Here is a 19461-nt window from a genome sequence, read left to right on the forward strand (position 1 = left end):
AATGGCGACCGCACCCGCAATTGCGAATGACGATCAGCCGATCGTTGCCGGCGAAATCATCCTCATCCCGGTCGCCCAAGTCGAAATTGGCGAGCGGATGCGTGATCTCGACGAGTTTTGGGCGCTTGCGCTTGGGAACGTGATGGCTCGCGAGGGCCAACAGACACCCATCGAAGTATGCCGACTCCCAGGCAAGCCGGGCTGGCGGCTGGTAGCCGGGGCGCATCGTCTCACGGGCGCCCGCGCGGTGGGCATGGAGCTTATTGAGGCGCGCGAAGTCTCCAATTCGATGGCGCATCGTAAGATGCGCGAAATATCCGAGAATCTGTGGCGCCGCGATCTGGATCCGATCGATCGCGCCGCCTTCATGGCCGAGTTGGTCATCCTGAAACGCGAAGCGGTTGGTTTGGAGGCCGCAGCACACCGATCCGCGTCCGTTGCAAAGCGCTGGCAGCAGGAGCTGACCGACGAAGCCGAACACACGGTGGAAACGATTTCCAACGTCTATGGCTTCTCCGAAGAAATCGGCGTTCAGCTCGGCCTATCTGGTCGCACCGTCCGCAACGACCTTCTGCTCTATCGCCGTTTGGCCCCGTCGCAGGTGGCAAAGCTGCGCGCGGCCCGGCATCCGCTGGCGACGAATGCGGCGCAGCTGCGCGTGCTGACCAAGCTCGACCATAGCGAGCAAGAGCAGGCGATCGATCTGCTGCTTGGCGGCTCTGTCAAGACGATCGGCGACGCTATCGCGAAGATGAAGGGCACGAATCGAGCCACGAACCCCGACGACAAGCGGCTCAGTGCCTTCATTGGCACTTTTCATCGGATGGATATTGCCGAAAAGAGGGGCGCTCTCTTCCATCTCGCTCCGCTGTTGCCTGCTGGTGCGAAACTCGTCGAGGACGGCAAGGCATTGGTCGGGGCGCTCGACGCCGCCTTCAAGATCCTTGTTCAGCTCAGCGACGGTGAAGCGGTCGAGGATGAGGACATCCACGAAGCCTGCGGGCTCGTCCAGTCGGCGCTGTTGAGACTCAATGCCGGGGCCACACAGGAGCCTCAGGGAAATACTCCCGCCGCTCCAGCGGCGGGAGCGGAGAAGCCGACGGCGCCAAGCGCCGAGCCGGTGGCTGATCCTGCCCCAACCCCAGCTGTAGCAATCCGTGCATCGGTCAAGCCGGACTATCTCGTCTGCCTGGAATGCGGCGAGAAGCACGGGCAGCTGACGCGGCACCTGCGCAAGCATGAGCTGACCACGGCCGACTATCTCAAGAAGTGGCGTTTGCCGCTCGATTATCCATTCACCGCGCCAAACGTCTCCGAGGCGCGCCGCCAAGCGGCGCGTAAGCTCGGGCTGCGGTCTGGCGTCAACAAGGGAGACGCCGCATGAGCCGCCTGCACCCCGTTGTACGTGATCGCCTCACCCTTTTCGCCCTCGTGGTCGCCAAGGTCGCGCTGGTCGGTTTGACAGTCTGTCTGACCGTGCGGTGGCACGTATGACGCCGCTCCAGCTCAAGCTGCTCGACGCTGTCCGGGATAGCCTGTCGCAGTATGGCTATTCGCCGCGCATCGCCGATCTCGCAGCGGCGCTGCGTGTGTCGCTGCCACGGATCGGTCAGTTGATCACCGAGTTGGTCGATGGCGGACACCTGAACCGTGCGCCGAACAAGGCGCGGGGGCTCTCTCTTCCGGGCGTTTGCGACCTGAGGTCGGTCAGCAGCGAGCAGCTTCGCGACGAACTGGCGCGGCGCGGCGAGGTCGTCGGGGCATTGTCGGTGCCAGCACGGCGAATCCTCGGTCGCGGCGTCACTTGTGCCGCCGATTGCTGCGACATCGAAGTCAAAGTTGGGCATTTGATGTGCCGGGACCATTGGCTGTCGCTGCCGTTCGATCTGCGCCAGTCTATTCTGGCAGCCCATAGCCAGGCGCGCCGCACTGGCGCTGTCGAAGACGCCGATTGCTTCGGTGAACTGGTCCGGCAGGCGCGTGAGTTGACCGGCTGGCGGGTGGCGGCATGAGCGCGCCCCGCCAACCCGCGAAAAGCGGCATGACTCCCTCCGAACGGGCAGTGATTGCCCGGTGGGATGCCGGCGAATCGATCGAAAAGATCAGCGCCTCCGGTGCCGAGTCGCGCAAGAAAGTCAGCTGCGTCGTCTCGATGTACGGACAGAGCGAGTACGAGGGAAACCAGTTCGACCGGATGGTTCGAAAGGGCAGCGCCAAGCTGCAAGCCGCGATTGCCGCAACCGGCCGGTTTTATTCGTGATGGCCGCGCGTCAATCCGAAGCGGACCGGCTGCGGCAATGCCGCCTGATGTTCGAAACCTCGAACCGCGAGGGCGTGCCGATGCGCAAAGCCCGCGATCTCGTCGCGCGTCGCCGCTGGCAAGAGATCGAGCAGCGCCGCGCCGCCCAGTGCGGCAAGCGCGCGCCTGCCCAGGACGCCGACCAGCAGCCCGCCAGACCCAAGCCCTGGATGTATGCAGAATGAGCAATCAGTCGATCTCGCCGCGCCCGTCGCGCATTGCACCGCCCAGCCTCCGCATGCCGCGCGAGGCGATCAGCGGCGAACAGGTCGGTCGTTTGCTCGATCTCGCCGGTCGGCTCGCACTGATCCGCCAGGAGGTGGCGACTGAGGCGCGCAATGCCGGCGCCAGGCGCAGCATAGCGCGCGGCTTGATCACGGTTTCCCAGCCTCTGCCGATCCTTCGACCGATACCCCGGCTCTCGTCTGTATGGTTGGCGGCTGGCGCAGTTCTTCCCATCGCCGCAAGCCGCGAGCCGTGCCCTCGTTGCGCAACGCGGGGCGATATTGGCTGCGCCCACCAACTCCCAATGGAGTCACACTCGTGATCCGCGCGTGGCTTCCGAGATTCACCAACTACGACTGGGCCTGCTGCGACGACGACGGCGAGTATGAGGGACGCGAATACGCGATCATCTGGTTCCGCTGGACCGTGCAAGTCGCCTTCGGTCGCCACAATCGGCGGGTAGGCTGATGGTGCGCGATCTCACCGCCGCTCAAACGGCATGGCTGCGTCGGCACTTGTCCGGGCGCCACGAGGTGCGCTTCGACGATGTCACGCGCGCGCTGTCAGCGCAGACGGTCGATGCCCTGCCTGACGGCATTTCTCTCGCCCGCGCCCTTCGCGCCGCTGGTTGGCGAAAGGACCGCGAGGTCCACCAATATGGCGAAAAGCAGATTTTCTACGTCGAGGACTGGGGCTGATGAGCAAGCGCCGCGCCTCGATCCCCGCTGGGCAGTTCGCCTTCAGCTTCGATCCGCCAGCTCCTGCGCGGAACGAGGCCGATTTGGCGGGCCTGGACGCGATCGTCGCGGCGACGGTCTCGCGCATGCTGGAGGGCCACAAGCGGCCCGTGGTCGCTGCGGAAATGTCGATGCTGCTGTCTACCAATGTCTCGTGGCAGATGCTGGACGGATATTCATCCGAAGCGCGTGACCAAGTGAATATCTCGGCGTCACGCCTGCTCGCCCTGGTCGCGGTCACCGATCGCTTCGACCTTCTCGACAGCCTGGTGCGCCGGATCGGCGCGTCGGTGCTGGTCGGTAATGAAATCCTCGCGGCCGAGCTTGGCCATATCGACCGGCAGATGGCGGCCCTGAAGGCGCGGCGCCGGTCGATCGAGGCTGCAACACCCATCATCGAGAGGAACAGTCGCTCGTGAAGCATGCCGGGGGAATAAAGGACTGGTTTACCGCTTTGGAGCTGGCCGAGCTGAAATTGCCGGGGCTGCCGAAGTCAAAGCGGATGATCAATGAGGATTGGGCGCCGCGCTGGGCTTTGCAGGTGGATGCCGAGGGCATTCCGTTGGCCCGGAAGCGGGTCGCGCGCGGTGGCGGGCTGGAGTTTCATATCAGCGTGCTGCCGGCTGCCGCACGCGCCGAGCTGGCGAAGCTCGGCGTCGGCGTGGTCGCCCATGTGAGCGATCAGCCGGAGACGTCGATCGGCGCGCGGTGGAGCTGGTTTGAACAGCAGAGCGACAAGGCCAAGGCGACGGCACAGCGTCGTGCCGGCATCATCGCCCAGTACGACGCACTGATAAATTCGGGGGTCAACGAGTCGGCAGCGGTGCCGATGGCCGCTTCGGCCGCTGGTGTCGGCGCCTCCACCCTCTGGAAGTGGCTAGGCGACATCAAGGGCGTGCCCGCGTCCGCCCGACTCCCATATCTAGCGCCGCAGTATCGCGGGGGTGGTGCCGAGACCGAGATCGCCGAGGATCTCTGGCAGCAGCTTATCTCAGACTATCTGCGACCCGAAAAGCCAACCTTTTCCAGCTGCTATTATCGCGTGCTCAAGCGATATGCCGAGCCGCGCGGCCTTTCCATGCCGCAGGAGCGGACGCTCAGGCGCAAGCTGGAGCGCGATGTCGATCCGCGCGTGGTGATCCTGCGCCGCGAGGGCGTGGAAGCGCTGCGCAAAACGCTACCGCCGCAGGAGCGTACTGTCGCGGGTCTTCATGCCATGGAGATCGTCAATATCGACGGCCACAAATGGGACGTGTTCGTTAACTGGGGTAAGGGTCCGGACGGTAAAGACATCATCGACCGGCCGGTGTCGATCGGCATTCAAGACATCTACAGCCGCAAAATCCTCGCCTGGTCGACTGGCAAGACAGAAAGTGCGGTCGAAACCAGGCTAGCTTTCGCGCACTTGTTCGAGCGCTACGGCATTCCGGGCCGGTGCCTGATGGACAACGGCCGAGCGTTCGCCAGCAAGTGGATCAGCGGCGGCGCCAAGTCGCGGTTCCGGTTCAAGATCCGCGAGGAAGAGCCACTCGGCATCCTCACCGCGCTCGGTATCGAGATCACCTGGGCGAAGCCGTATCGCGGTTCGTCCAAGCCGATCGAGCGCGCCTGGCGTGATTTCTGCGACACGATCGCCAAAGACCCGGAATTCGCGGGCGCCTATACCGGCAACAAGCCCGATGCGAAGCCGGAGAATTACCGCAGCACCGCCGTGCCGCTCGATCGCTTCCTCGAAGTGGTCGAGGCCGGCATCGCCGCCCACAACGCGCAGCCCGGTCGGCGTACCGAGATGGGTCGCGGGATGCACAGCCTGGATGAGGTGTTCGCCGAATCGTATGCGGCCGCGCCGATCGGCAAGGCAACGCCCGAACAATTGCGCTTGGCGCTGCTCGCAGCTGACGACGTCATGGCCGACCGAAAGAGCGGCGCGCTCAAACTCCACCACAACCGTTACTGGCACGAGGATCTCGTATTCGTCGCAGGCGAAAAGGTCACCGTGCGGTTCGACCCGGACGATCTCCATGCGCCGCTTCATGTCTATCGACGCGACGGTTCGTACCTTTGCAGTGCGCCCGTGATCGAGGCGGTCGGCTTCATGGATGTCGATGCCGCGAAACGTCGCGCGCGCCAGGAAGCCGATCACAAACGGGCCGTTAAGCGGCTGGCCGAGGCCAGCCAGGTGCTGCACGCATCCGATGTTGCCGCCGCTTATGCGCGCATCGACGCGGCCGAGGTACCAGCCCCAGGCGTCACGCGCCTTGTGCGGCATCGAGGCCAGACAGCTGCCCAGCTCAAAACAGTCTCTCAGACGGCCCCAAGGCGGGCTTCAGACGCCTCTCAGGCGGCGCTGATGGATCGGCTCGGCGCCGGCCTCGGGAAACTGCGCGCAGTCAAATAACCCCAAAGGAGAAAAGTGGTGAACGACCCTACCGAAGTCCCCGTCAACGTCGATGACATGATCCACTGGATCAACGACTTCAAGGCACGGACTGGCAAGAGCTGGAACCAGATCGCCCGGCTCAGCAATATCCCTTTCAGCACCATCTCGATGTTCGGGACCGAAAAATACCAAGGCGATTACCAGAATATCGCCCGCAAGGTGTTCGCCTTCAAGCAGAAGGTCGACAGCCAGGAACAGCGTACCAATACGATCCTGGCCAAGCCCGACTATGTCGAAATACCGACCTCGCGCCGCCTCACGATCCTGCTCGAAATGGCGCTTATGGGCCGCGTCGTTGTCGCGGCCATGGGATCGGGTACGAGCAAGACAATGGCAGCCGAGCACTTCCAGAAGTGCATGGGCGAGACTGTGTATCTGGTCACGCTTCGGGAATCGACCGGAGACCTGATGTGGATGATCCGATCGGTCATGCGCCAGCTCCGGCTCCGGCCGAACGGGAACAGCAAGGCGCAGTTATCGGAGCAGATCATCGATCATGTTCGCGGCTCGAAGAGCCTGATCATCTTCGACGAAGCCAACTTCCTCACCTTGCGCTCGATCGAGGAAATTCGCGCCTGGCACGATGCGACCGGCGTCGGCATCGCGCTGCTCGGCAACGAGGAGCTTGAAAAACGCCTGCGCGGCGGTCGGATGAGCCACCAATATGCGCGCATCGTTCGTCGCATCCGTAAACTCTACGTCCAGGATCTACTGGCCGAGGAAGACATCACGCCCTTTCTCGACGCTGCGGGCATCGACGATCCCAAGTCGCGGCGTCTGCTGATTGAGGTCGGAACGGCGGCTGGGCATGGCGGCCTGGGCGAGGTGCAGCAGATTCTGGAAGACGCGCACATGCTCGCGATCGGCGAGGATAAGGCACTTGAATACGAGCATGTCCACGCGTCGAGCGGGTCGCGGGTGACTCAGATCCTGCGGAGGGCGGCATGAGCGGCGGGGTGAGCGCCGCCTTCGTCGCGGGTCTGGACTTCATCGTGGCGGTCTATGGCGCAGACTGCCCCCTCCCTCTGCGCGGCCTGGTCACGGCCGAGGCAGGCGACTGGAAGTTGACGATCAACGCCTCCGACGAGGCGAAATCGATCGACGGCCGACGCGATCCGCTGGAACCCTTCACCATCATTGCTGAGAACACGCGCTATTTCGCGTTTGGCGTCATCTGCCCGGGCGGTGGCCTGATCGGGGGGATGAGCGAAGCCGAATTCATCGAGCAAATCGAGCAGCAAACAAAACAAGCAAAGGAAGCGGCAGCATGATGACCGCTTTACGCTGGATCGCCGCGATAGCGGCGCAAGACCCGGTACTGGCCATCCTTACGGGCTTCATGGTCTGTGCGGGCGGTGGCGTCGCCCTGGGCAATTTCTTGCTGCTGGTGCTGCCATGATCAGCCAGCGCGCGCACCCGGCGTTAGCGCAACGGATCACGGCGGCGACGACGCGCGAGCCAGTCGCGGTGAATTTGGTCGTGCCCGTGTCCAAGCCTGTTGCGGCTTCGCGGCCTTTGCCGCCCTACGACCGGGCGAGACAGCCTTCGTCGCCTTTCGATCCGTCAATGATCGTCGATTGGGCGGCATATGAGATGGGCCTACCCCGCGCGGATATTCTCGGCCCTTCGCGTGAGGCTCGATATTTCCGTGCCCGTGCCGCCATCGCCTGGGTCGTGCGTCACGCCCTCGGCTTTTCAATGCCTCGCATCGCAGCGGTGCTCGGCCGACCCAATCATACGACCACGCTCAATCAATTGCGGCGAGCAGCGGTGATGCGCGACCGCGATCCGGCATTTCTCATGCTGACAGACAAGCTGATCGAACGAGTCCGGCAGGAGCAAGGCCAATGACCGCCGCCGCCCGTCCCGCCCAGTTCGACCAGGCCGCGCGGTGGCGTCGGTCGATGATCGCGAAAGTGCATATCGCCAAAAGCGCCCTTGGCCTTGACGATGATCTGTATCTCGGCATCCTGCTCGATGTCGCCGGACGTCGCAGCTCTGCCGACTGCACCGCGGATGAGTTGATCAAGCTGATCAAGCATTTCGAGAGCCGTGGCTTCACCGCCAAGGCGAAGAGCGGCGCGCCCAGGCCGGCAGACAAACCCTTCGCCATGAAGGCCCGCGCGATGTGGATCTCGCTCCACCACCTTGGCGCGATCGACAACCCTTCGGACAAAGCGCTGGAGGCCTTCGCCAGCCGCCAGTTGAAGGTGGCGAAAATGCAGTGGGCAGATGAGGCGCTGTCCTATCGCCTGATCGAGGGCCTGAAGAAAATGGCCGAGCGTGCCGGCTGGTCGCAAGACCTGAAGGGCGTTTCGCCCAATGCCAAGATTATCGTGCTGAAGCGCCGCCTGGTCGAGGCGATCGTCGCCAGGCTGAAGGCCGAAGAGCTGATCCCCGCCGATTGGGATCTCAGGCAGACGGTGCAGGTGCTGGGGGGCACGAAGGTGGAGCTGATGGTCGCCACCGCGATCGAACTGGACGTGATTGCGGGCGCGCTCGGCCGCAAGCTTCGTGGCGAGGTGATGTGATGCCCCGTCGCCAGCTTTCCCCCGCCGATCGCGAGCACCTGGCGCTGCCGATCCTCGGTCGCCGACCGCAGCGCCGCCCGGCCGATCTCGCCGATATTGCCTGCGCCATCGGCGCGCTGCTGATTGCCGTCGTGCTGGCGGTGGTCGCGGTGGGTTCGGACCCAGCGATCATCAACAACCCCGACGCTCCCGCCGTGCGCGAGCTGAACCAGCTGGAGCGTCCATGAGCATCCACATCACCGATCACGCATTGCTGCTCTACCTTGAGCTGATCGAGGGGATCGAGATCGAGCGCATGCGCGGCGAACTCGAAGAGCGGTTCAACCGCCTTCAGGTTGCCGCGCATGCGATGGGCGGCGGCGATTACACCATCCGCCACAAAGGCCACCAGCTCATTGTCCGTGCCGGCAAAGTGACCACCGTGCTGCCACCGCTCGGCGGGCCTGCCCGCTTCGATGCGCTAAAGCCGCAGAACGGCTAATGATGCTGCCTGCGATCCTTGCTGACATCGCCGACGTGGCGGGCGAGGATGCCGCGCTGGCGATTGCTGCCGCGCGCGGCGGCACGCAGGTTTATTTCCCGCCCGTGCCGAGTGACGATCACTGGTTGAGCAAGCTGATCGGCCACGAAGCGGCGCTGGCGGTATGTGATCGGCTGACCTGCGGCGTCGGCCCGTTGCGCGCTGACGTGCCCCTTGGACCGGCAGGCCGGGCGGCGAAAGCCCGTGAGATGGTCGATACCATGTTGCGCGAAGGCCGGTCGGAGCGTGACATCGCGCTGGCCACTGGATACACAACGCGCGGCGTTCGGATGCGCCGCGCTGGACTCGACGACAGGCAACTGACCCTGTTCTGAGCCCCGCCCCGGAACGCGTTCCGGGGAGCATTCCTTTCCTGACAAGGCCAAAACCCCGTCTCGGGCGGGGCGGATCGTTTGGGGTTCGTACCTCGCCCGCCGAGATTCTGGCGGGATTTAGCATGAACGAAATCGATGCAAAGCGACTTCAGGCACGTCTGAAGGTGGCCCAGGACGGCGCGATCGGCCGCGCGACATTGGCTGCGCTGTTCGCCAATGCCGGCGCCGGGTCAAACGCCGATGAGTTGGCGCTTGCCGCCAATGTGCATTTCCGCACCTATGGTATCCTCGATACGCCACTGCGGCTCGCGCACTTCATTGCCCAGGTCGCGCATGAAAGCGGCGGGCTCCGCAATGCCCGCGAAATATGGGGACCGACCGAAGCCCAGCTCGGCTATGAGGGTGCGTCGCGACTGGGCAATGACCAGCGCGGTGACGGCTTGCGCTACCTGGGGCGTGGACCTGGCGGACTGACCGGTCGCGCCAATTATCGGTTCTACGGCCAACTGCTGGGCATTGATTTCGAGCGCCGTCCCGAACTGGTCGAGGCGTGGTCGATCGGACTGCTTGCCTTCTGCGCCTATTGGGACCGCTACAAGCTCAACACTTACGCCGATGCCGACAACCTGCTTGCGGTTTCGAACGGCATCAATCGCGGTAACCCGGGCTCGATCGCGCCGCCGAACGGATGGGCCGACCGGCAGGCCCGCTTCGCGCGAGCGAAGGCGGTGATCCTGTGAGCATCACCCTTCTCTGTGTCGCTGCCGCTGCGATCGGTTTCCCATTGGGCCTTTTCCTCGCGGCCCGCTTTGATCGGAGGGGCGGATGATTAAGCTGCTCAAAGACCTGCTGTACGGCGGCCGCAATGAGTATCTGGACATCGTCCGTTTGCTCGCGCTGCTTGGCGGGCTGACCTTCCTCGCGCTGGAAGTCTGCGAGTTCGCCGGCCTCGGCAAGTTCGACGAAGGCGCCTTCGGCGCGTCCTGGGCGGCGGTCATGGCTGCGACGGTCGGCGCGATCTACGCACGCAATCGCAGCGACAGCCAGCATCGCCAGGATGGGGAGCCTGGCCAGTGATCGCCGCGCTCGCCGACCAGCTCATCGCCTGGAGCGTACCCGACAAGATCGCGCGGCCGGTCGTCTGGGCGATCCTGCTGCTCGGCTCCGGTCTGCTGCTTTGGGGCACCTGGTTGCTTTGGCTGGGCAAGCACGATGCCGGCATCGTCGCGGCCGACCGCAACGCCGCCACCGTCCAGGTCCTGGGCAACGTCATTGCCGCCGAGCGCGGCGCCGGAGCCGCCAAGGATGCGCGGGACCGCGCTTTCCAGAACGAACAATCCAACCTTCAGGAGAAAGCTGATGCGGCTGCTGGGAATGGCGCTAGCCCTCTCGACGCTCTGTTTAACGAGCTGCGCTGATCGCGCCCAGGTCCGCGCGATTCCGGTCGCGCCTGACCATGCTCGGCTGGATGCGTGCCCCGCTTCGTTCCCGGCCGCGCCGATCCTCATGCCGCTCGCGCCGTTCACGCTGCCGGATGGGCGCGTCGTGATGCTGCTCGATACGGTGATCACGCGTGAAACTGCGACCGCCCATTATATCGTGGCGGCGCGCGGCGCGTGGCACGAATGCCGCTCGGCGGTGACCTATGTCGAGGACTGGAGCGCCCGGCTCCGCGCCGACACGCCGGGGGCCAAGTGATGCTGTGGTGGCTTGCCCAGGCGCTACTTGGCGCGATCGGTATCCTGTGGCTCGCCGGGTCGCTGATCGCCACGGCAATGCGGCCGTGGCGGCATTTCGACCGGGACGATCGCTGGATCGCCTGGGCGCTGGTGATCGGGTGGCCGCTGATCGCAGTCGCCATGGCGATCGAGCTGGCGATCGAGTTCCGTCTCGATCGGCGCGACATGCGAAGCGCCCTTCGTGAGGCGCGCAGCTTGAGACGGCGTTCGCTGGAGGGCCGCGATGCAGTCTGAAGAGCGTTCGATCGAATCTTCCGAACAGGTCGGCGCCGCCATGCGCGATTCGCTGATCGCCGGCATCCGCGCCGGCCTGGCCGCGCACGGGCGCGGTGAGTGCCTTTCGTGCGGGGAAGAGATCGAGGCCGCGCGGCGCGCGGCGTTGCCATCGGCGGTTCGGTGCGTCCGCTGCCAGGATCTGTTTGAGCGTAGGGGGAAATAGTGAGCGGCAATCTTGTGATCATGGTGCTCACCGCCGCGTCGCTGGCGCTCAGCATCGCCAACACGATTTGGGTCTGGCTGAGCCGGGGCAGCGCCAAGACGGCCGACCACGAACGCCGCCTCATGTCGATCGAGGGCGATTTGAAGCACCTCCCGAACAAGGAGGATGTCAACGCGCTGAGGCTCGGGCTGTCTGAAATGAACGGCAAACTCAACACGGCCGAGTCCGAGCTGGCAGCCGTCGCGCGGACGGTACGCCGGATCGAGGATTACATCGTAGCAGGAGTGAAATCGTGAGCTATCCGGACGTGCTCGCCGCCGATGCGCGGCTCTGCATCCTGAAGGAGCTGGCCGCGCAAGTTGACGGTCGGTTGAACGAAGTGACGTTGATGCGCGTACTCGACGCGTTCGGCATCCGGCGCTCGCGGGACTGGGTTCGCACCCAGCTGCGCGCGCTTGACCAGCTGGGCGCGGTCCATGTGACCGAGGCCGGCACCGTCATGGTCGCGGGGCTCACGAAGCTCGGCCGCGATCATGTCGAGCGTCGCCAGATCGTCGAGGGCGTCTCCCGTCCTTCGGACGAGGATTGATCCGTGGCAGAATCCGCCCAGGACCGGCGCGAGGGGCGCGGCCGGCTATCGATGCTCGATACGCTGCCGGACGCGGCCGAGCCGGACATCGTATGGGCACTTGAGGCGCTGCGCGAGCGCGGCATGCCGCAGAACGCGATCCTGGACGAGTTCAACTCGCGTCTCGCCGATCGTGGTATCGCCAAGGTCAGCAAGTCCTCCTTCTCGCGCTGGTCAGTCCGTAAGGCGATCCAGTTCCGCAAGCTGGACGAGGTTCGCGCGATCACCAACGACATCGTGGCGAGCCTGGGGACGGCCGACGCGGACGAAGTGACCGTCGCGGTGGCCGAGCTGCTGAAGGCGCAGATCTACGAGCAAGTCGAAAAGGGCGAACTGACCCCCAAGGCGATCAAGGAACTGGCCGTCTCGCTGAAGGAAGTGGTGAATGCTCAGCGTTCATCGACCGAGCATCGGCGCAAGCTGGAAGAGCGCCAGAACGCGATGGTCGAGCGGGTCACCGATCGTTCGGAAGAAGTGCTACGCGAGGCCGGGCTTGGCACGGATCGTATCGCCGAGCTGCGGCGTGAATTCCTTGGCGTGCGGAGCAACGCATCGTGAAGACCTTCACCCGCCGTTCCTCGCCGAGCTTCGCCGTGGGCGGTGTCTCCTGGCTCAATCATGTGGGCACGCCCAGTGATGCCACGATCCGTCCGCCATGTGGCGGCTGGCGCTGCTTCCATTGCGATGAGCATTTCACCGACTGGCGCGCGGCATGGCGGCATTTCGGCCCGCCTGGACAGCCACTCGGGACGGCTGAGCCGCCAAAGTGCCAAGCCTCGCTTGATGTGATGAACTTGGACAGGCAGGCGGAAGATCTGTTCAATCTGGTCTATGCGCACACCGTGGTCAAATATGACCCGGCCGCTGGCATCCGTGGCGCCCGCCGCATTTTCGCTGCCTTGCTCGCCTCGAAGGCGGAGCACGAAAAGCTGTGAGCGATCACGTCGATCTTGCCGAACCGGACATCTTGCCGACCGCCGACCAGGCGCCGCCCAGGTCACCGGTTGACGATCTTATTCCTGGCGCCGTCCCGCCCGATGGTTTCGATCCGCTCGCGGACGGCATTCTCATGCAGCACCAGAAGGATTGGATCGCCGACCAGTCGCCGCTGAAGCTTGCCCGCAAAGGGCGCCGCACCGGCATCACGTTCGCCGAAGCGATCGACAGCACGCTGATTGGTGCGGCCGCAAAAAGCGCGGGGGGCGACAGCACTTTCTATATCGGCGACACCAAGGAAAAGGGCCGGGCCTTCGTCGCGGTGTGCGCTACTTTCGCGCGATCGATCGCCAAGGAGCTGCTCACCGTCGAAGACTTCGTGTTCGACGATGTGCAGCCGGATGGATCGAGCAAGGGCATCGCAGCCTATCGCATCCGCTTCGCTTCGGGCAACGAGGTGGTGGCGCTGTCGAGCAATCCGGCGAACATCCGCGGGCTTCAGGGTCGCGTTGTAATCGACGAAGCGGCGTTCCACCGCAATGTCGCGGCAGTGATCGATGCCTGCAACGCGCTGCTGATCTGGGGCGGCGTCATTCGGATCATCTCAACCCATAACGGGACGCTGAATGCGTTCAATGAGTTGATCCGTGGGATCGAGGCCGGCGACTTCGACTATTCGATCCACACCGTCACCTTTGACGATGCGGTTGCCAATGGTCTGTACGAACGCGTCTGCCTGATGAAGGGCGACACGCCGACGATCGAAGGCAAAGAGGCGTGGTATCGCAAGGTCCGCCGTTCCTACGGTAGCCGCATCGAGGCGATGCGCGAGGAACTGGACGTGATCCCGCGCGAAGGCGAAGGCGTGCTGTTGCCGCTCGCCTGGATCGAGGCGTGCAGCTCCACCGAATATGTCGTGCTTCGCTGGGCGCCCTCGCATGCCGATTTCGTGAGGTGGCCGGAAAGCGCCCGGCGCGGCGAGATGCACGACTGGCTGTATCGAAATGTGCTGCCGATCATCCAGCGCTACGCCGGCCAAGGCCTGACTTGGTTTTTGGGCGAGGACTTCGCGATGCGCCAGGATCGCACTGCGCTGATTCTTGGCTTTGTCGGCCAGGATCTAAAGCGGCATGTGCCGCTAATCGTCGAGCTGCGCACCTGCCCCTATGACCAGCAGAAGCAAGCGCTGTTCTGGATACTCGACCAGATCGAGCTGATCGGCAGCTTCCGCGCTGGCATCCTCGACGCGAACGGCAACGGCATGGTGCTCGCCCAGGAGTCGGCTCAGAAGTTCGGCGCAAGGATCGTCGAACTGATGCCGTCCGATACCTGGCGCCGCGAAACCGGCCCGCGCTTCCGCGCCGCGTTCGAGGATGGCGGCATCCTGATCCCCGCCGACATCGATGTGCGCAACGATCTGCGCCAGCTCCAGATGGTCGGTGGCGTCGCGAAGATGCCAGCGCACGTTCGTAATGACGGCACCGATGGCGGCAAGCGCCACGGGGACGCGGCGATCGGCCTGTGGAACTTCCATGCAGCGACGAAGCGCGGTGATGCCGCCCGCTGGACGCCAATGAACAAACCGCACGGTGCGCCTGGGAAGCCCCTCGAAAGCAACTGGATACCGGCATGAGCATCGGTCGGCGATTGCCCATGGAATGCCCGCCACGGAGCGCAGGGACGCATGGCGTTGGGGGGTCTAGAGCCAAAACCTCCGCACCTGCCCTCTCAGTGGCCTCTCAGTGGCGAAAAACAGCAATTCGAACGCTGGGGGGAAGTGGCCGCAACGCCGCTGCGCCGCGCGCACCGCTCAACAAGGTCACGCAATCATGAACTGGTTCTCCAAAGCCCTGACCGCGATGCGCCACACGCCGCGTCCGATGTTCGTATCCCGCATGCTCCGGCGCACGCGCTTCGACTATCGCCGGGAAGTTGGCGACGGGCTGGATAGCTCCGTCGTGACCGCGCCGATTCGATGGGTGCAGCGGGCCTTCCCCGAAGCGCGCCTGGTCGTTCGGCGGCGCAAGCGTAACGGCTCGATCGAAGAGATGATTGGTCATCCGATGCTCGCGCTGATCCAGCTGCCCAATCCCTATTATGACGACATCGCGTTGTGGGGCGCGACGCTGTTGTCCTGGTATCTCGATGGCAACGCTTATTGGATCAAGGTGCGCAACCGGGCCGGCCGACCGGTCGAGCTGTGGTATGTGCCGCACTGGATGATGAAGGAGAAGGCGCCGGAGGACGGCAGCGAGTTCCTCTCTCATTATCTCTATAGCCCAGGTAGCGGGATCGCACCGATGATCCTCGACCCTGAGGACGTTGTGCATTTCCGCGACGGGATTGATCCGCGTGATCCGAAGCGCGGTCTGGCGGCGCTCGATGGCGTGATCCGCGAGATATTCATCGACCTGGAGTCGTCAAACTTCGTCGCCTCGCTACTTCGGAACATGGGCGTGCCCGGCGTGGTGATCAGTCCCAAGGGCGGCGCGATGCCAATGTCCGAAGACGTTGCGGCGACCAAGGCATGGTTTCAGGAATCGTTTGGCGGCGATCGTCGCGGCGGCGCGCTTGTGATGGGCGCACCAACCGATGTTCAGCCCTACGGCTTCAACCCGCAGCAAATGAACATGAGCGAGGGGCGTGACGTTGCCGAGGAACGTGTTTGCGCCGTCATCGGCATTCCGGCCGCAGTCGTCGGGTTTGGTGCCGGCCTTCAGACCGCCAAGGTCGGCGCGACCATGCAGGAGATGCACAAGATCGCCTGGCTGAGCGGTGTGCTTCCCGTTGGTCGCGCATTTGCCGGCGCGCTCGGCCGCTCGCTGCTGCCGGACTTCGGCGATCCCACGGGCCAAGAGGTCGGGTGGAATACCGACGAGGTGCTTGCGCTTCAGGAGGATGAGGCCAAACAAGTTGAGCGTTGGAACAAGATGCTCGACTCCGGCGGCATCACCCTTTTCGAATGGCGCCAGGGCCTGGGCATGGACGCCAACGATAGCCACCGCATCTATCTGCGCCGCGCGATGGTGCTGGAAGTCCCCGAGGGCGCGGCGCCTCGGGTCGAGGGCGCGAACGGCGGGCCTAGTGCCGAGCCGTCGAAGGGCGCGCGCGGCACCAAGGCCGCGCGAGCGAGTGAGGCGGGGTACAAGCGCGGCGAGGCCTATGCGCTCACGCTCCAGCGCCAGAATAGCGGTCTCTCAGCAGCGTTTGAGAAGGCCCTTAGTGCCCGCTTCGCGCGCTGGGGTGAAGCGGCGCGAGCGGCCGCGCTGCCGCTACTGGAGGCGGCCGAGCCTAAGCAAGCAAAGGCAACCGGGCAGAAGGCTGATGACGCACTGACCGCAGCCATCCTCGAAAAGCTGGGACTTGAAGCCTGGGTGGCGGAACTGACCCAGGATTATGGCGCGCATTATCTCGAAGTAGCCAATGCTGTGCAGGATGCGGCCGAGCGTGCCGGTCTCGGCACGAACCTGCCCGACGCCGTAGCCCGCGCGATCGTCGCGTCCGGTGGCCGGCGCGTCGGCCTGATCGATGTTGACAAGCAGACGCGTGAAGCGATCTTCGAGGCGCTGGCGGAAGGGCGCGCCGAGGGCGAGGGCGTAAAGGCGCTCGCCGACCGGATCGGCGTGCATGTCGAGGCCGGTCCCTGGAATGCCGGCGAGATCCGCGCGCGCCTCATCGCCCGTACCGAAACCAAGTACGCACAGAATATCTCGACGATCGAGCGCGGCCGGGCTGCGGGCGTCGAACAGTTCGTGGTGTTCGACGGCCGACTTGGGCCGGGCCGGTCAGTGCCCGAGCATATCCTTCGCAATGGCTCGATCGTGGACACTGACGCTGCCGTGGAGATGGCCGCGAACGAACATCCCAACGGCACCCTGAGTTTTGCCCCCTATTTCGAGGAATAAGAGATGATCATCACCACCAAGGCCATTTCGATTGAGCAGATCGACGAGGCTGGCACCGGTCTGGCCCGGATCGCCCAGCTCTCGGCAGTCGACAATGACGATGACACCTATCTGCCCGGCGCCTTCTCCTGGAAGGTGGGCGGCTATCAGTGGGCGTCGATCCTTCCTGCTCACGATCGCCGCGCCATGCCGTTCGGCAAGGCGCGGGTCTATGAGGATGGAGACTATGCCTTTGCGGAACTCAGGCTCAACCTCGAAACACAGGCCGGCCGGGACTGGCACTCGGCGTTGAAGTTCGACCTGGCGACGGGTCAGCCCGTGCAGGAATGGTCTTACGGCTTCGAGACGATCGACGCCGACTTTCAGCAGCGCGGCAACAGCCGGGTGCGGTTGCTGAAGCGGCTCGACGTGCATGAAGTGTCGCCTGTTCTGAAGGGCGCTGGCATCCACACCGGCACGGTTTCGATCAAAAGCGCGGCGCTGAAGGAAGCGCATTTCGCGCCGCTGATCGCCAGCCTGGACGCATTGGCCGTCGCGGTCAGCGAGGATGTTTCGCATCTCTCCGCGACTGGCTTGAAACAGCTTGGCGAGATCCATGCGGCGCTGGGCAAGGGTCTTGCCGCAGCCGATGGCGGTGCAGGTGAGAAGGACCGCGCCCTGGTCGATACTGTGCTCGCCGACTTCCTGCGCCACCAGTCGCGCCACAACTTGCGCGGATAGGCGTCAATCGACCGGAAGATAGTTGCGTGGTATGAGGTGGGCGAGCCGGAACGCGGCGGCTACCGCGTCCGGCTCTGACCACAACCGTGAAGGAACACGATCATGGCTGATCCTGCCCATATCGCTTGGCAGCGCGTCCCGGAAGAGCCGACCAGCGAAGCACCTTTCGATGGCGAAGAATATCTATTGTATGCCGACAGCGCGACAGTGGACATCGTGCGGCTCGGGTGGTGGAATCCGGGCGGGTTGGTCGATCACTCCACTGGCGAGATCTTCGAACCGCACCCGGAGGATAGAGGGTGGTGGAGCTATCGCCATTCGGTGACGCAGGAGCAACTCGACTTCCTGAGCGTCACCCATTGGGCTCCATTCAACGCGCCTGACGAGATCAGAGCCAAGTACGCTTGAGCCCGTCGCTTGACCGGCATTTTCCCGCCCGTGCGTAGCCATGTTACGCGCGGGCGGTTGTCTTTATCGGCCCGCCTCGGCTAGATCGTACCGCGCCGATCGCGGCGACTCCCACACCTGAATAGCGCTGGCCCGGAACGTGTTCCGGGGCGATGGCGCTGCCTCTCGCCTGCCACATGGTCTGACGGCTCCGCACCCAGGGGCCGACCGGTTTCCCATGGAGTGCAGGCTATGTCGGTTGCGAATTTGACGTTGAAGGAGGCCCGCGAAAAGCTGGGCGCCAAGCAGGATGAATTGGGCAAGGTGTTCGCCGAAGCCAAGGCCGATGGCGGCTATGACTTCAGCAAGGTTACTTGCCTGGGCACAGACGTAAAGGGCTCAATCTCCGTCGCCGAAAAGGTCAAGGCGATGAACGCCGAGTGCGACGAGCTGGCGCAGCATGCCGAGACGCTCGAAGCGGCCGAACATGCCGTGAAGAGCCATGCTGACCGCGAGAAGGGCGTGCGCCGGCCGCCAATGCCTGGCGGCAGCAAGGGCGATGATCGGCGCGGCGAGATCAAGTCGCTCGGCCAGCGCGTCGGCGAAGAAAAAGCTTACCAGTCCTGGGCACGCGGCGGCGCCGCTGGCGGTATCAGTTTCAGCTATGAGGAAGCCTGGCCTTCCGACATGCTCGCCAAGGGCGCGGCCTACGAGACGCTCGGCACCAAGACGCTGATGACGCGAAGTGCCGGCTATGCGCCGGAGGTCATTCGCGCGCCTGGCTTTGTCGAGGCGCCGACGCGTCCGATCCAGGTGCTCGACATCATTCCGATGTTTCAGACGGACCAGGCCGCCTACAAATATATGGAGGAGACCGCGCGCACGCACGCCTCGGCCGAGCGTGCCGAGGGTGGAACTTTTGCCGAAAGCACCTTCGGTTTCACTGAGCGAAACTCACCCGTCCAAAAGATCACGGACAGCCTGCCGGTGACGGATGAGCAGTTGCAGGATGTGCCGTCGATGAACGGCTATATCGATAGCCGCCTCACGTTCGGCATTCGCCAGCGGTTCGACAGCCAGTGCGTTGTCGGTGACGGCTTGGACCCCAATCTTCGTGGCCTCAAGAACGTTGCCGGCATCCAGACTCAGGCGGTTGGCGGCGATCCTGTGATGGACGCATTCTTCAAGTCGATGACGAAGGTACGGCTTATCGGCCGGGCAACCCCGACCCATCACCTGATGCACCCGCTGGACTGGCAGAATATCCGACTGACGCGGACGGCTGACGGCGTTTACATCTTTGGCAGTCCGACCGACGCCGGCCCCGAACGGCTTTGGGGCCTGCCAGTGGTCCAGGAGGACGCGGACGTCCAGGGGCGTGGCTATACCGGCTCGTTTCTTCCTCCGTTCGTGTCGCTGTTCGAGCGCCAGGGCGTGGAAATCCAGATCGGCTTTGTCGGCACCCAGTTTGTCGAAGGCAAGCGCACTGTTCGCGGCACCATGCGCGCGGCGCTGGTGTGGTTCCGTCCGACTGCCTTCGCCGAAGTCACGGGCATTCCGGGCTGATCATAGCCGGCCGCTTGCGGCCGGTAAGTGGGGGCTGGCCCGCGCGGCGTATCG

General features: G+C 64.2%; 31 protein-coding genes. 30 read left to right on the forward strand and 1 reads right to left on the reverse strand.

What is annotated here, in order from left to right; translation table 11 throughout:
* Window position 1 precedes the first annotated feature (1 nt).
* The 4 genes from OO12_RS26755 (at window position 2) to OO12_RS07010 (ending at window position 2484) form a co-directional block, all read left to right on the forward strand.
* On the forward strand, window positions 2-1384 hold the full coding sequence (locus OO12_RS26755) for a MucR family transcriptional regulator (RefSeq protein WP_052215603.1): 1383 nt from the start codon (window positions 2-4) through the stop codon (window positions 1382-1384).
* A gap of 106 nt (window positions 1385-1490) precedes the next feature.
* A complete protein-coding gene (locus tag OO12_RS07000; protein ID WP_034157895.1) occupies window positions 1491-2012 on the forward strand; it encodes a LexA family protein in 522 nt (173 codons plus the stop codon).
* Window positions 2009-2260, forward strand: coding sequence for a hypothetical protein (locus OO12_RS07005; protein ID WP_034157896.1), 252 nt, complete (start codon window positions 2009-2011; stop codon window positions 2258-2260). Before OO12_RS07000 ends, OO12_RS07005 begins: the two co-directional genes overlap by 4 nt.
* Window positions 2260-2484: a hypothetical protein gene (locus OO12_RS07010; RefSeq protein WP_034157897.1), complete on the forward strand. Its 225-nt coding sequence runs from the start codon at window positions 2260-2262 to the stop codon at window positions 2482-2484. The genes OO12_RS07005 and OO12_RS07010 overlap by 1 nt, the downstream gene beginning before the upstream one ends.
* 4 nt (window positions 2485-2488) lie before the next feature.
* Here the strand turns inward: OO12_RS07010 and OO12_RS27925 are convergent, their stop codons facing one another.
* Window positions 2489-2677 carry a hypothetical protein gene (locus tag OO12_RS27925; RefSeq protein WP_152616298.1) on the reverse strand — a complete coding sequence of 63 codons (189 nt, stop codon included), beginning with the start codon at window positions 2675-2677 and terminating at the stop codon, window positions 2489-2491.
* 314 nt (window positions 2678-2991) lie between these two features.
* Here OO12_RS27925 and OO12_RS07015 point away from each other — a divergent pair, with 314 nt between their 5' ends.
* The 26 genes from OO12_RS07015 (at window position 2992) to OO12_RS07135 (ending at window position 19407) form a co-directional block, all read left to right on the forward strand.
* Window positions 2992-3222, forward strand: a complete 231-nt coding sequence (locus OO12_RS07015) for a hypothetical protein (protein ID WP_034157898.1) — start codon at window positions 2992-2994, stop codon at window positions 3220-3222.
* Window positions 3222-3680 carry a hypothetical protein gene (locus OO12_RS07020; RefSeq protein ID WP_034157899.1) on the forward strand — a complete coding sequence of 153 codons (459 nt, stop codon included), beginning with the start codon at window positions 3222-3224 and terminating at the stop codon, window positions 3678-3680. Before OO12_RS07015 ends, OO12_RS07020 begins: the two co-directional genes overlap by 1 nt.
* A complete protein-coding gene (locus OO12_RS07025) occupies window positions 3677-5659 on the forward strand; it encodes a transposase domain-containing protein (protein ID WP_152616299.1) in 1983 nt (660 codons plus the stop codon). Before OO12_RS07020 ends, OO12_RS07025 begins: the two co-directional genes overlap by 4 nt.
* Before the next feature lie 18 nt (window positions 5660-5677).
* Window positions 5678-6649, forward strand: coding sequence for an AAA family ATPase (locus OO12_RS07030; RefSeq protein ID WP_034157900.1), 972 nt, complete (start codon window positions 5678-5680; stop codon window positions 6647-6649).
* Window positions 6646-6972 (forward strand): hypothetical protein, encoded by a 327-nt coding sequence (locus OO12_RS07035; RefSeq protein WP_034157901.1) that lies wholly within the window; start codon window positions 6646-6648, stop codon window positions 6970-6972. Before OO12_RS07030 ends, OO12_RS07035 begins: the two co-directional genes overlap by 4 nt.
* Entirely contained in the window at window positions 6969-7100 is a 132-nt protein-coding gene (locus tag OO12_RS29275) for a hypothetical protein (RefSeq protein WP_268747911.1), read from the forward strand. Before OO12_RS07035 ends, OO12_RS29275 begins: the two co-directional genes overlap by 4 nt.
* Before the next feature lie 167 nt (window positions 7101-7267).
* Window positions 7268-7552: a helix-turn-helix domain-containing protein gene (locus tag OO12_RS28455; RefSeq protein ID WP_160296750.1), complete on the forward strand. Its 285-nt coding sequence runs from the start codon at window positions 7268-7270 to the stop codon at window positions 7550-7552.
* A complete protein-coding gene (locus OO12_RS07045; protein WP_034157902.1) occupies window positions 7549-8232 on the forward strand; it encodes a gp16 family protein in 684 nt (227 codons plus the stop codon). The genes OO12_RS28455 and OO12_RS07045 overlap by 4 nt, the downstream gene beginning before the upstream one ends.
* Window positions 8232-8459: a hypothetical protein gene (locus OO12_RS07050; RefSeq protein WP_034157903.1), complete on the forward strand. Its 228-nt coding sequence runs from the start codon at window positions 8232-8234 to the stop codon at window positions 8457-8459. The genes OO12_RS07045 and OO12_RS07050 overlap by 1 nt, the downstream gene beginning before the upstream one ends.
* On the forward strand, window positions 8456-8713 hold the full coding sequence (locus OO12_RS07055; RefSeq protein WP_034157904.1) for a hypothetical protein: 258 nt from the start codon (window positions 8456-8458) through the stop codon (window positions 8711-8713). The genes OO12_RS07050 and OO12_RS07055 overlap by 4 nt, the downstream gene beginning before the upstream one ends.
* Window positions 8714-8715: 2 nt before the next feature.
* Entirely contained in the window at window positions 8716-9087 is a 372-nt protein-coding gene (locus OO12_RS07060) for a helix-turn-helix domain-containing protein (protein WP_160296751.1), read from the forward strand.
* Window positions 9088-9209: 122 nt separating this feature from the next.
* Window positions 9210-9827, forward strand: a complete 618-nt coding sequence (locus OO12_RS07065) for a glycoside hydrolase family 19 protein (protein WP_034157906.1) — start codon at window positions 9210-9212, stop codon at window positions 9825-9827.
* A gap of 85 nt (window positions 9828-9912) precedes the next feature.
* The gene (locus OO12_RS07070; protein WP_034157907.1) at window positions 9913-10164 is read left to right on the forward strand and encodes a hypothetical protein; all 252 of its coding nucleotides are present in this window, start codon (window positions 9913-9915) and stop codon (window positions 10162-10164) included.
* Window positions 10161-10505: a hypothetical protein gene (locus OO12_RS07075; RefSeq protein ID WP_034157908.1), complete on the forward strand. Its 345-nt coding sequence runs from the start codon at window positions 10161-10163 to the stop codon at window positions 10503-10505. Before OO12_RS07070 ends, OO12_RS07075 begins: the two co-directional genes overlap by 4 nt.
* Before the next feature lie 88 nt (window positions 10506-10593).
* Entirely contained in the window at window positions 10594-10785 is a 192-nt protein-coding gene (locus tag OO12_RS07080; RefSeq protein WP_034157909.1) for a hypothetical protein, read from the forward strand.
* On the forward strand, window positions 10785-11060 hold the full coding sequence (locus OO12_RS07085) for a hypothetical protein (protein WP_034157910.1): 276 nt from the start codon (window positions 10785-10787) through the stop codon (window positions 11058-11060). Before OO12_RS07080 ends, OO12_RS07085 begins: the two co-directional genes overlap by 1 nt.
* On the forward strand, window positions 11050-11265 hold the full coding sequence (locus OO12_RS07090) for a TraR/DksA C4-type zinc finger protein (RefSeq protein ID WP_034157911.1): 216 nt from the start codon (window positions 11050-11052) through the stop codon (window positions 11263-11265). Before OO12_RS07085 ends, OO12_RS07090 begins: the two co-directional genes overlap by 11 nt.
* Complete coding sequence (locus OO12_RS26765; protein ID WP_052215606.1) at window positions 11265-11561, forward strand: DUF2730 family protein; 297 nt, start codon at window positions 11265-11267, stop codon at window positions 11559-11561. Before OO12_RS07090 ends, OO12_RS26765 begins: the two co-directional genes overlap by 1 nt.
* Window positions 11558-11854, forward strand: coding sequence for a VpaChn25_0724 family phage protein (locus tag OO12_RS07100; RefSeq protein WP_082006379.1), 297 nt, complete (start codon window positions 11558-11560; stop codon window positions 11852-11854). Before OO12_RS26765 ends, OO12_RS07100 begins: the two co-directional genes overlap by 4 nt.
* A gap of 3 nt (window positions 11855-11857) precedes the next feature.
* Window positions 11858-12451, forward strand: coding sequence for a phage protein Gp27 family protein (locus OO12_RS07105; RefSeq protein WP_052215607.1), 594 nt, complete (start codon window positions 11858-11860; stop codon window positions 12449-12451).
* Window positions 12448-12828 carry a hypothetical protein gene (locus tag OO12_RS07110; RefSeq protein ID WP_034157913.1) on the forward strand — a complete coding sequence of 127 codons (381 nt, stop codon included), beginning with the start codon at window positions 12448-12450 and terminating at the stop codon, window positions 12826-12828. The genes OO12_RS07105 and OO12_RS07110 overlap by 4 nt, the downstream gene beginning before the upstream one ends.
* Window positions 12825-14462 (forward strand): hypothetical protein, encoded by a 1638-nt coding sequence (locus OO12_RS07115; RefSeq protein ID WP_200887398.1) that lies wholly within the window; start codon window positions 12825-12827, stop codon window positions 14460-14462. The genes OO12_RS07110 and OO12_RS07115 overlap by 4 nt, the downstream gene beginning before the upstream one ends.
* Window positions 14463-14658: 196 nt before the next feature.
* Complete coding sequence (locus tag OO12_RS07120; RefSeq protein ID WP_034157914.1) at window positions 14659-16734, forward strand: phage portal protein; 2076 nt, start codon at window positions 14659-14661, stop codon at window positions 16732-16734.
* Window positions 16735-16737: 3 nt separating this feature from the next.
* On the forward strand, window positions 16738-17454 hold the full coding sequence (locus OO12_RS07125; RefSeq protein WP_034157915.1) for an HK97 family phage prohead protease: 717 nt from the start codon (window positions 16738-16740) through the stop codon (window positions 17452-17454).
* A 102-nt stretch (window positions 17455-17556) separates the two neighbouring features.
* Window positions 17557-17862, forward strand: a complete 306-nt coding sequence (locus OO12_RS07130; protein ID WP_152616300.1) for a hypothetical protein — start codon at window positions 17557-17559, stop codon at window positions 17860-17862.
* 231 nt (window positions 17863-18093) lie between these two features.
* Window positions 18094-19407, forward strand: coding sequence for a phage major capsid protein (locus OO12_RS07135; RefSeq protein ID WP_034157917.1), 1314 nt, complete (start codon window positions 18094-18096; stop codon window positions 19405-19407).
* The last annotated feature ends 54 nt before the right edge of the window (window positions 19408-19461 follow it).

It is taken from the genome of Sphingomonas sp. ERG5 (assembly GCF_000803065.1).
GTDB lineage: Bacteria > Pseudomonadota > Alphaproteobacteria > Sphingomonadales > Sphingomonadaceae > Sphingomonas.

Coding starts and splice junctions, on each gene's coding strand:
- OO12_RS26755 (WP_052215603.1), top strand. CDS start 2: ATGGCGACCGCACCCGCAATTGCGAATGACGATCAGCCGATCGTTGCC.
- OO12_RS07000 (WP_034157895.1), top strand. CDS start 1,491: ATGACGCCGCTCCAGCTCAAGCTGCTCGACGCTGTCCGGGATAGCCTG.
- OO12_RS07005 (WP_034157896.1), top strand. CDS start 2,009: ATGAGCGCGCCCCGCCAACCCGCGAAAAGCGGCATGACTCCCTCCGAA.
- OO12_RS07010 (WP_034157897.1), top strand. CDS start 2,260: ATGGCCGCGCGTCAATCCGAAGCGGACCGGCTGCGGCAATGCCGCCTG.
- OO12_RS07015 (WP_034157898.1), top strand. CDS start 2,992: ATGGTGCGCGATCTCACCGCCGCTCAAACGGCATGGCTGCGTCGGCAC.
- OO12_RS07020 (WP_034157899.1), top strand. CDS start 3,222: ATGAGCAAGCGCCGCGCCTCGATCCCCGCTGGGCAGTTCGCCTTCAGC.
- OO12_RS07035 (WP_034157901.1), top strand. CDS start 6,646: ATGAGCGGCGGGGTGAGCGCCGCCTTCGTCGCGGGTCTGGACTTCATC.
- OO12_RS29275 (WP_268747911.1), top strand. CDS start 6,969: ATGATGACCGCTTTACGCTGGATCGCCGCGATAGCGGCGCAAGACCCG.
- OO12_RS28455 (WP_160296750.1), top strand. CDS start 7,268: ATGATCGTCGATTGGGCGGCATATGAGATGGGCCTACCCCGCGCGGAT.
- OO12_RS07045 (WP_034157902.1), top strand. CDS start 7,549: ATGACCGCCGCCGCCCGTCCCGCCCAGTTCGACCAGGCCGCGCGGTGG.
- OO12_RS07050 (WP_034157903.1), top strand. CDS start 8,232: ATGCCCCGTCGCCAGCTTTCCCCCGCCGATCGCGAGCACCTGGCGCTG.
- OO12_RS07055 (WP_034157904.1), top strand. CDS start 8,456: ATGAGCATCCACATCACCGATCACGCATTGCTGCTCTACCTTGAGCTG.
- OO12_RS07060 (WP_160296751.1), top strand. CDS start 8,716: ATGCTGCCTGCGATCCTTGCTGACATCGCCGACGTGGCGGGCGAGGAT.
- OO12_RS07065 (WP_034157906.1), top strand. CDS start 9,210: ATGAACGAAATCGATGCAAAGCGACTTCAGGCACGTCTGAAGGTGGCC.
- OO12_RS07070 (WP_034157907.1), top strand. CDS start 9,913: ATGATTAAGCTGCTCAAAGACCTGCTGTACGGCGGCCGCAATGAGTAT.
- OO12_RS07080 (WP_034157909.1), top strand. CDS start 10,594: ATGCCGCTCGCGCCGTTCACGCTGCCGGATGGGCGCGTCGTGATGCTG.
- OO12_RS07085 (WP_034157910.1), top strand. CDS start 10,785: ATGCTGTGGTGGCTTGCCCAGGCGCTACTTGGCGCGATCGGTATCCTG.
- OO12_RS07090 (WP_034157911.1), top strand. CDS start 11,050: ATGCAGTCTGAAGAGCGTTCGATCGAATCTTCCGAACAGGTCGGCGCC.
- OO12_RS07120 (WP_034157914.1), top strand. CDS start 14,659: ATGAACTGGTTCTCCAAAGCCCTGACCGCGATGCGCCACACGCCGCGT.
- OO12_RS07125 (WP_034157915.1), top strand. CDS start 16,738: ATGATCATCACCACCAAGGCCATTTCGATTGAGCAGATCGACGAGGCT.
- OO12_RS07130 (WP_152616300.1), top strand. CDS start 17,557: ATGGCTGATCCTGCCCATATCGCTTGGCAGCGCGTCCCGGAAGAGCCG.
- OO12_RS07135 (WP_034157917.1), top strand. CDS start 18,094: ATGTCGGTTGCGAATTTGACGTTGAAGGAGGCCCGCGAAAAGCTGGGC.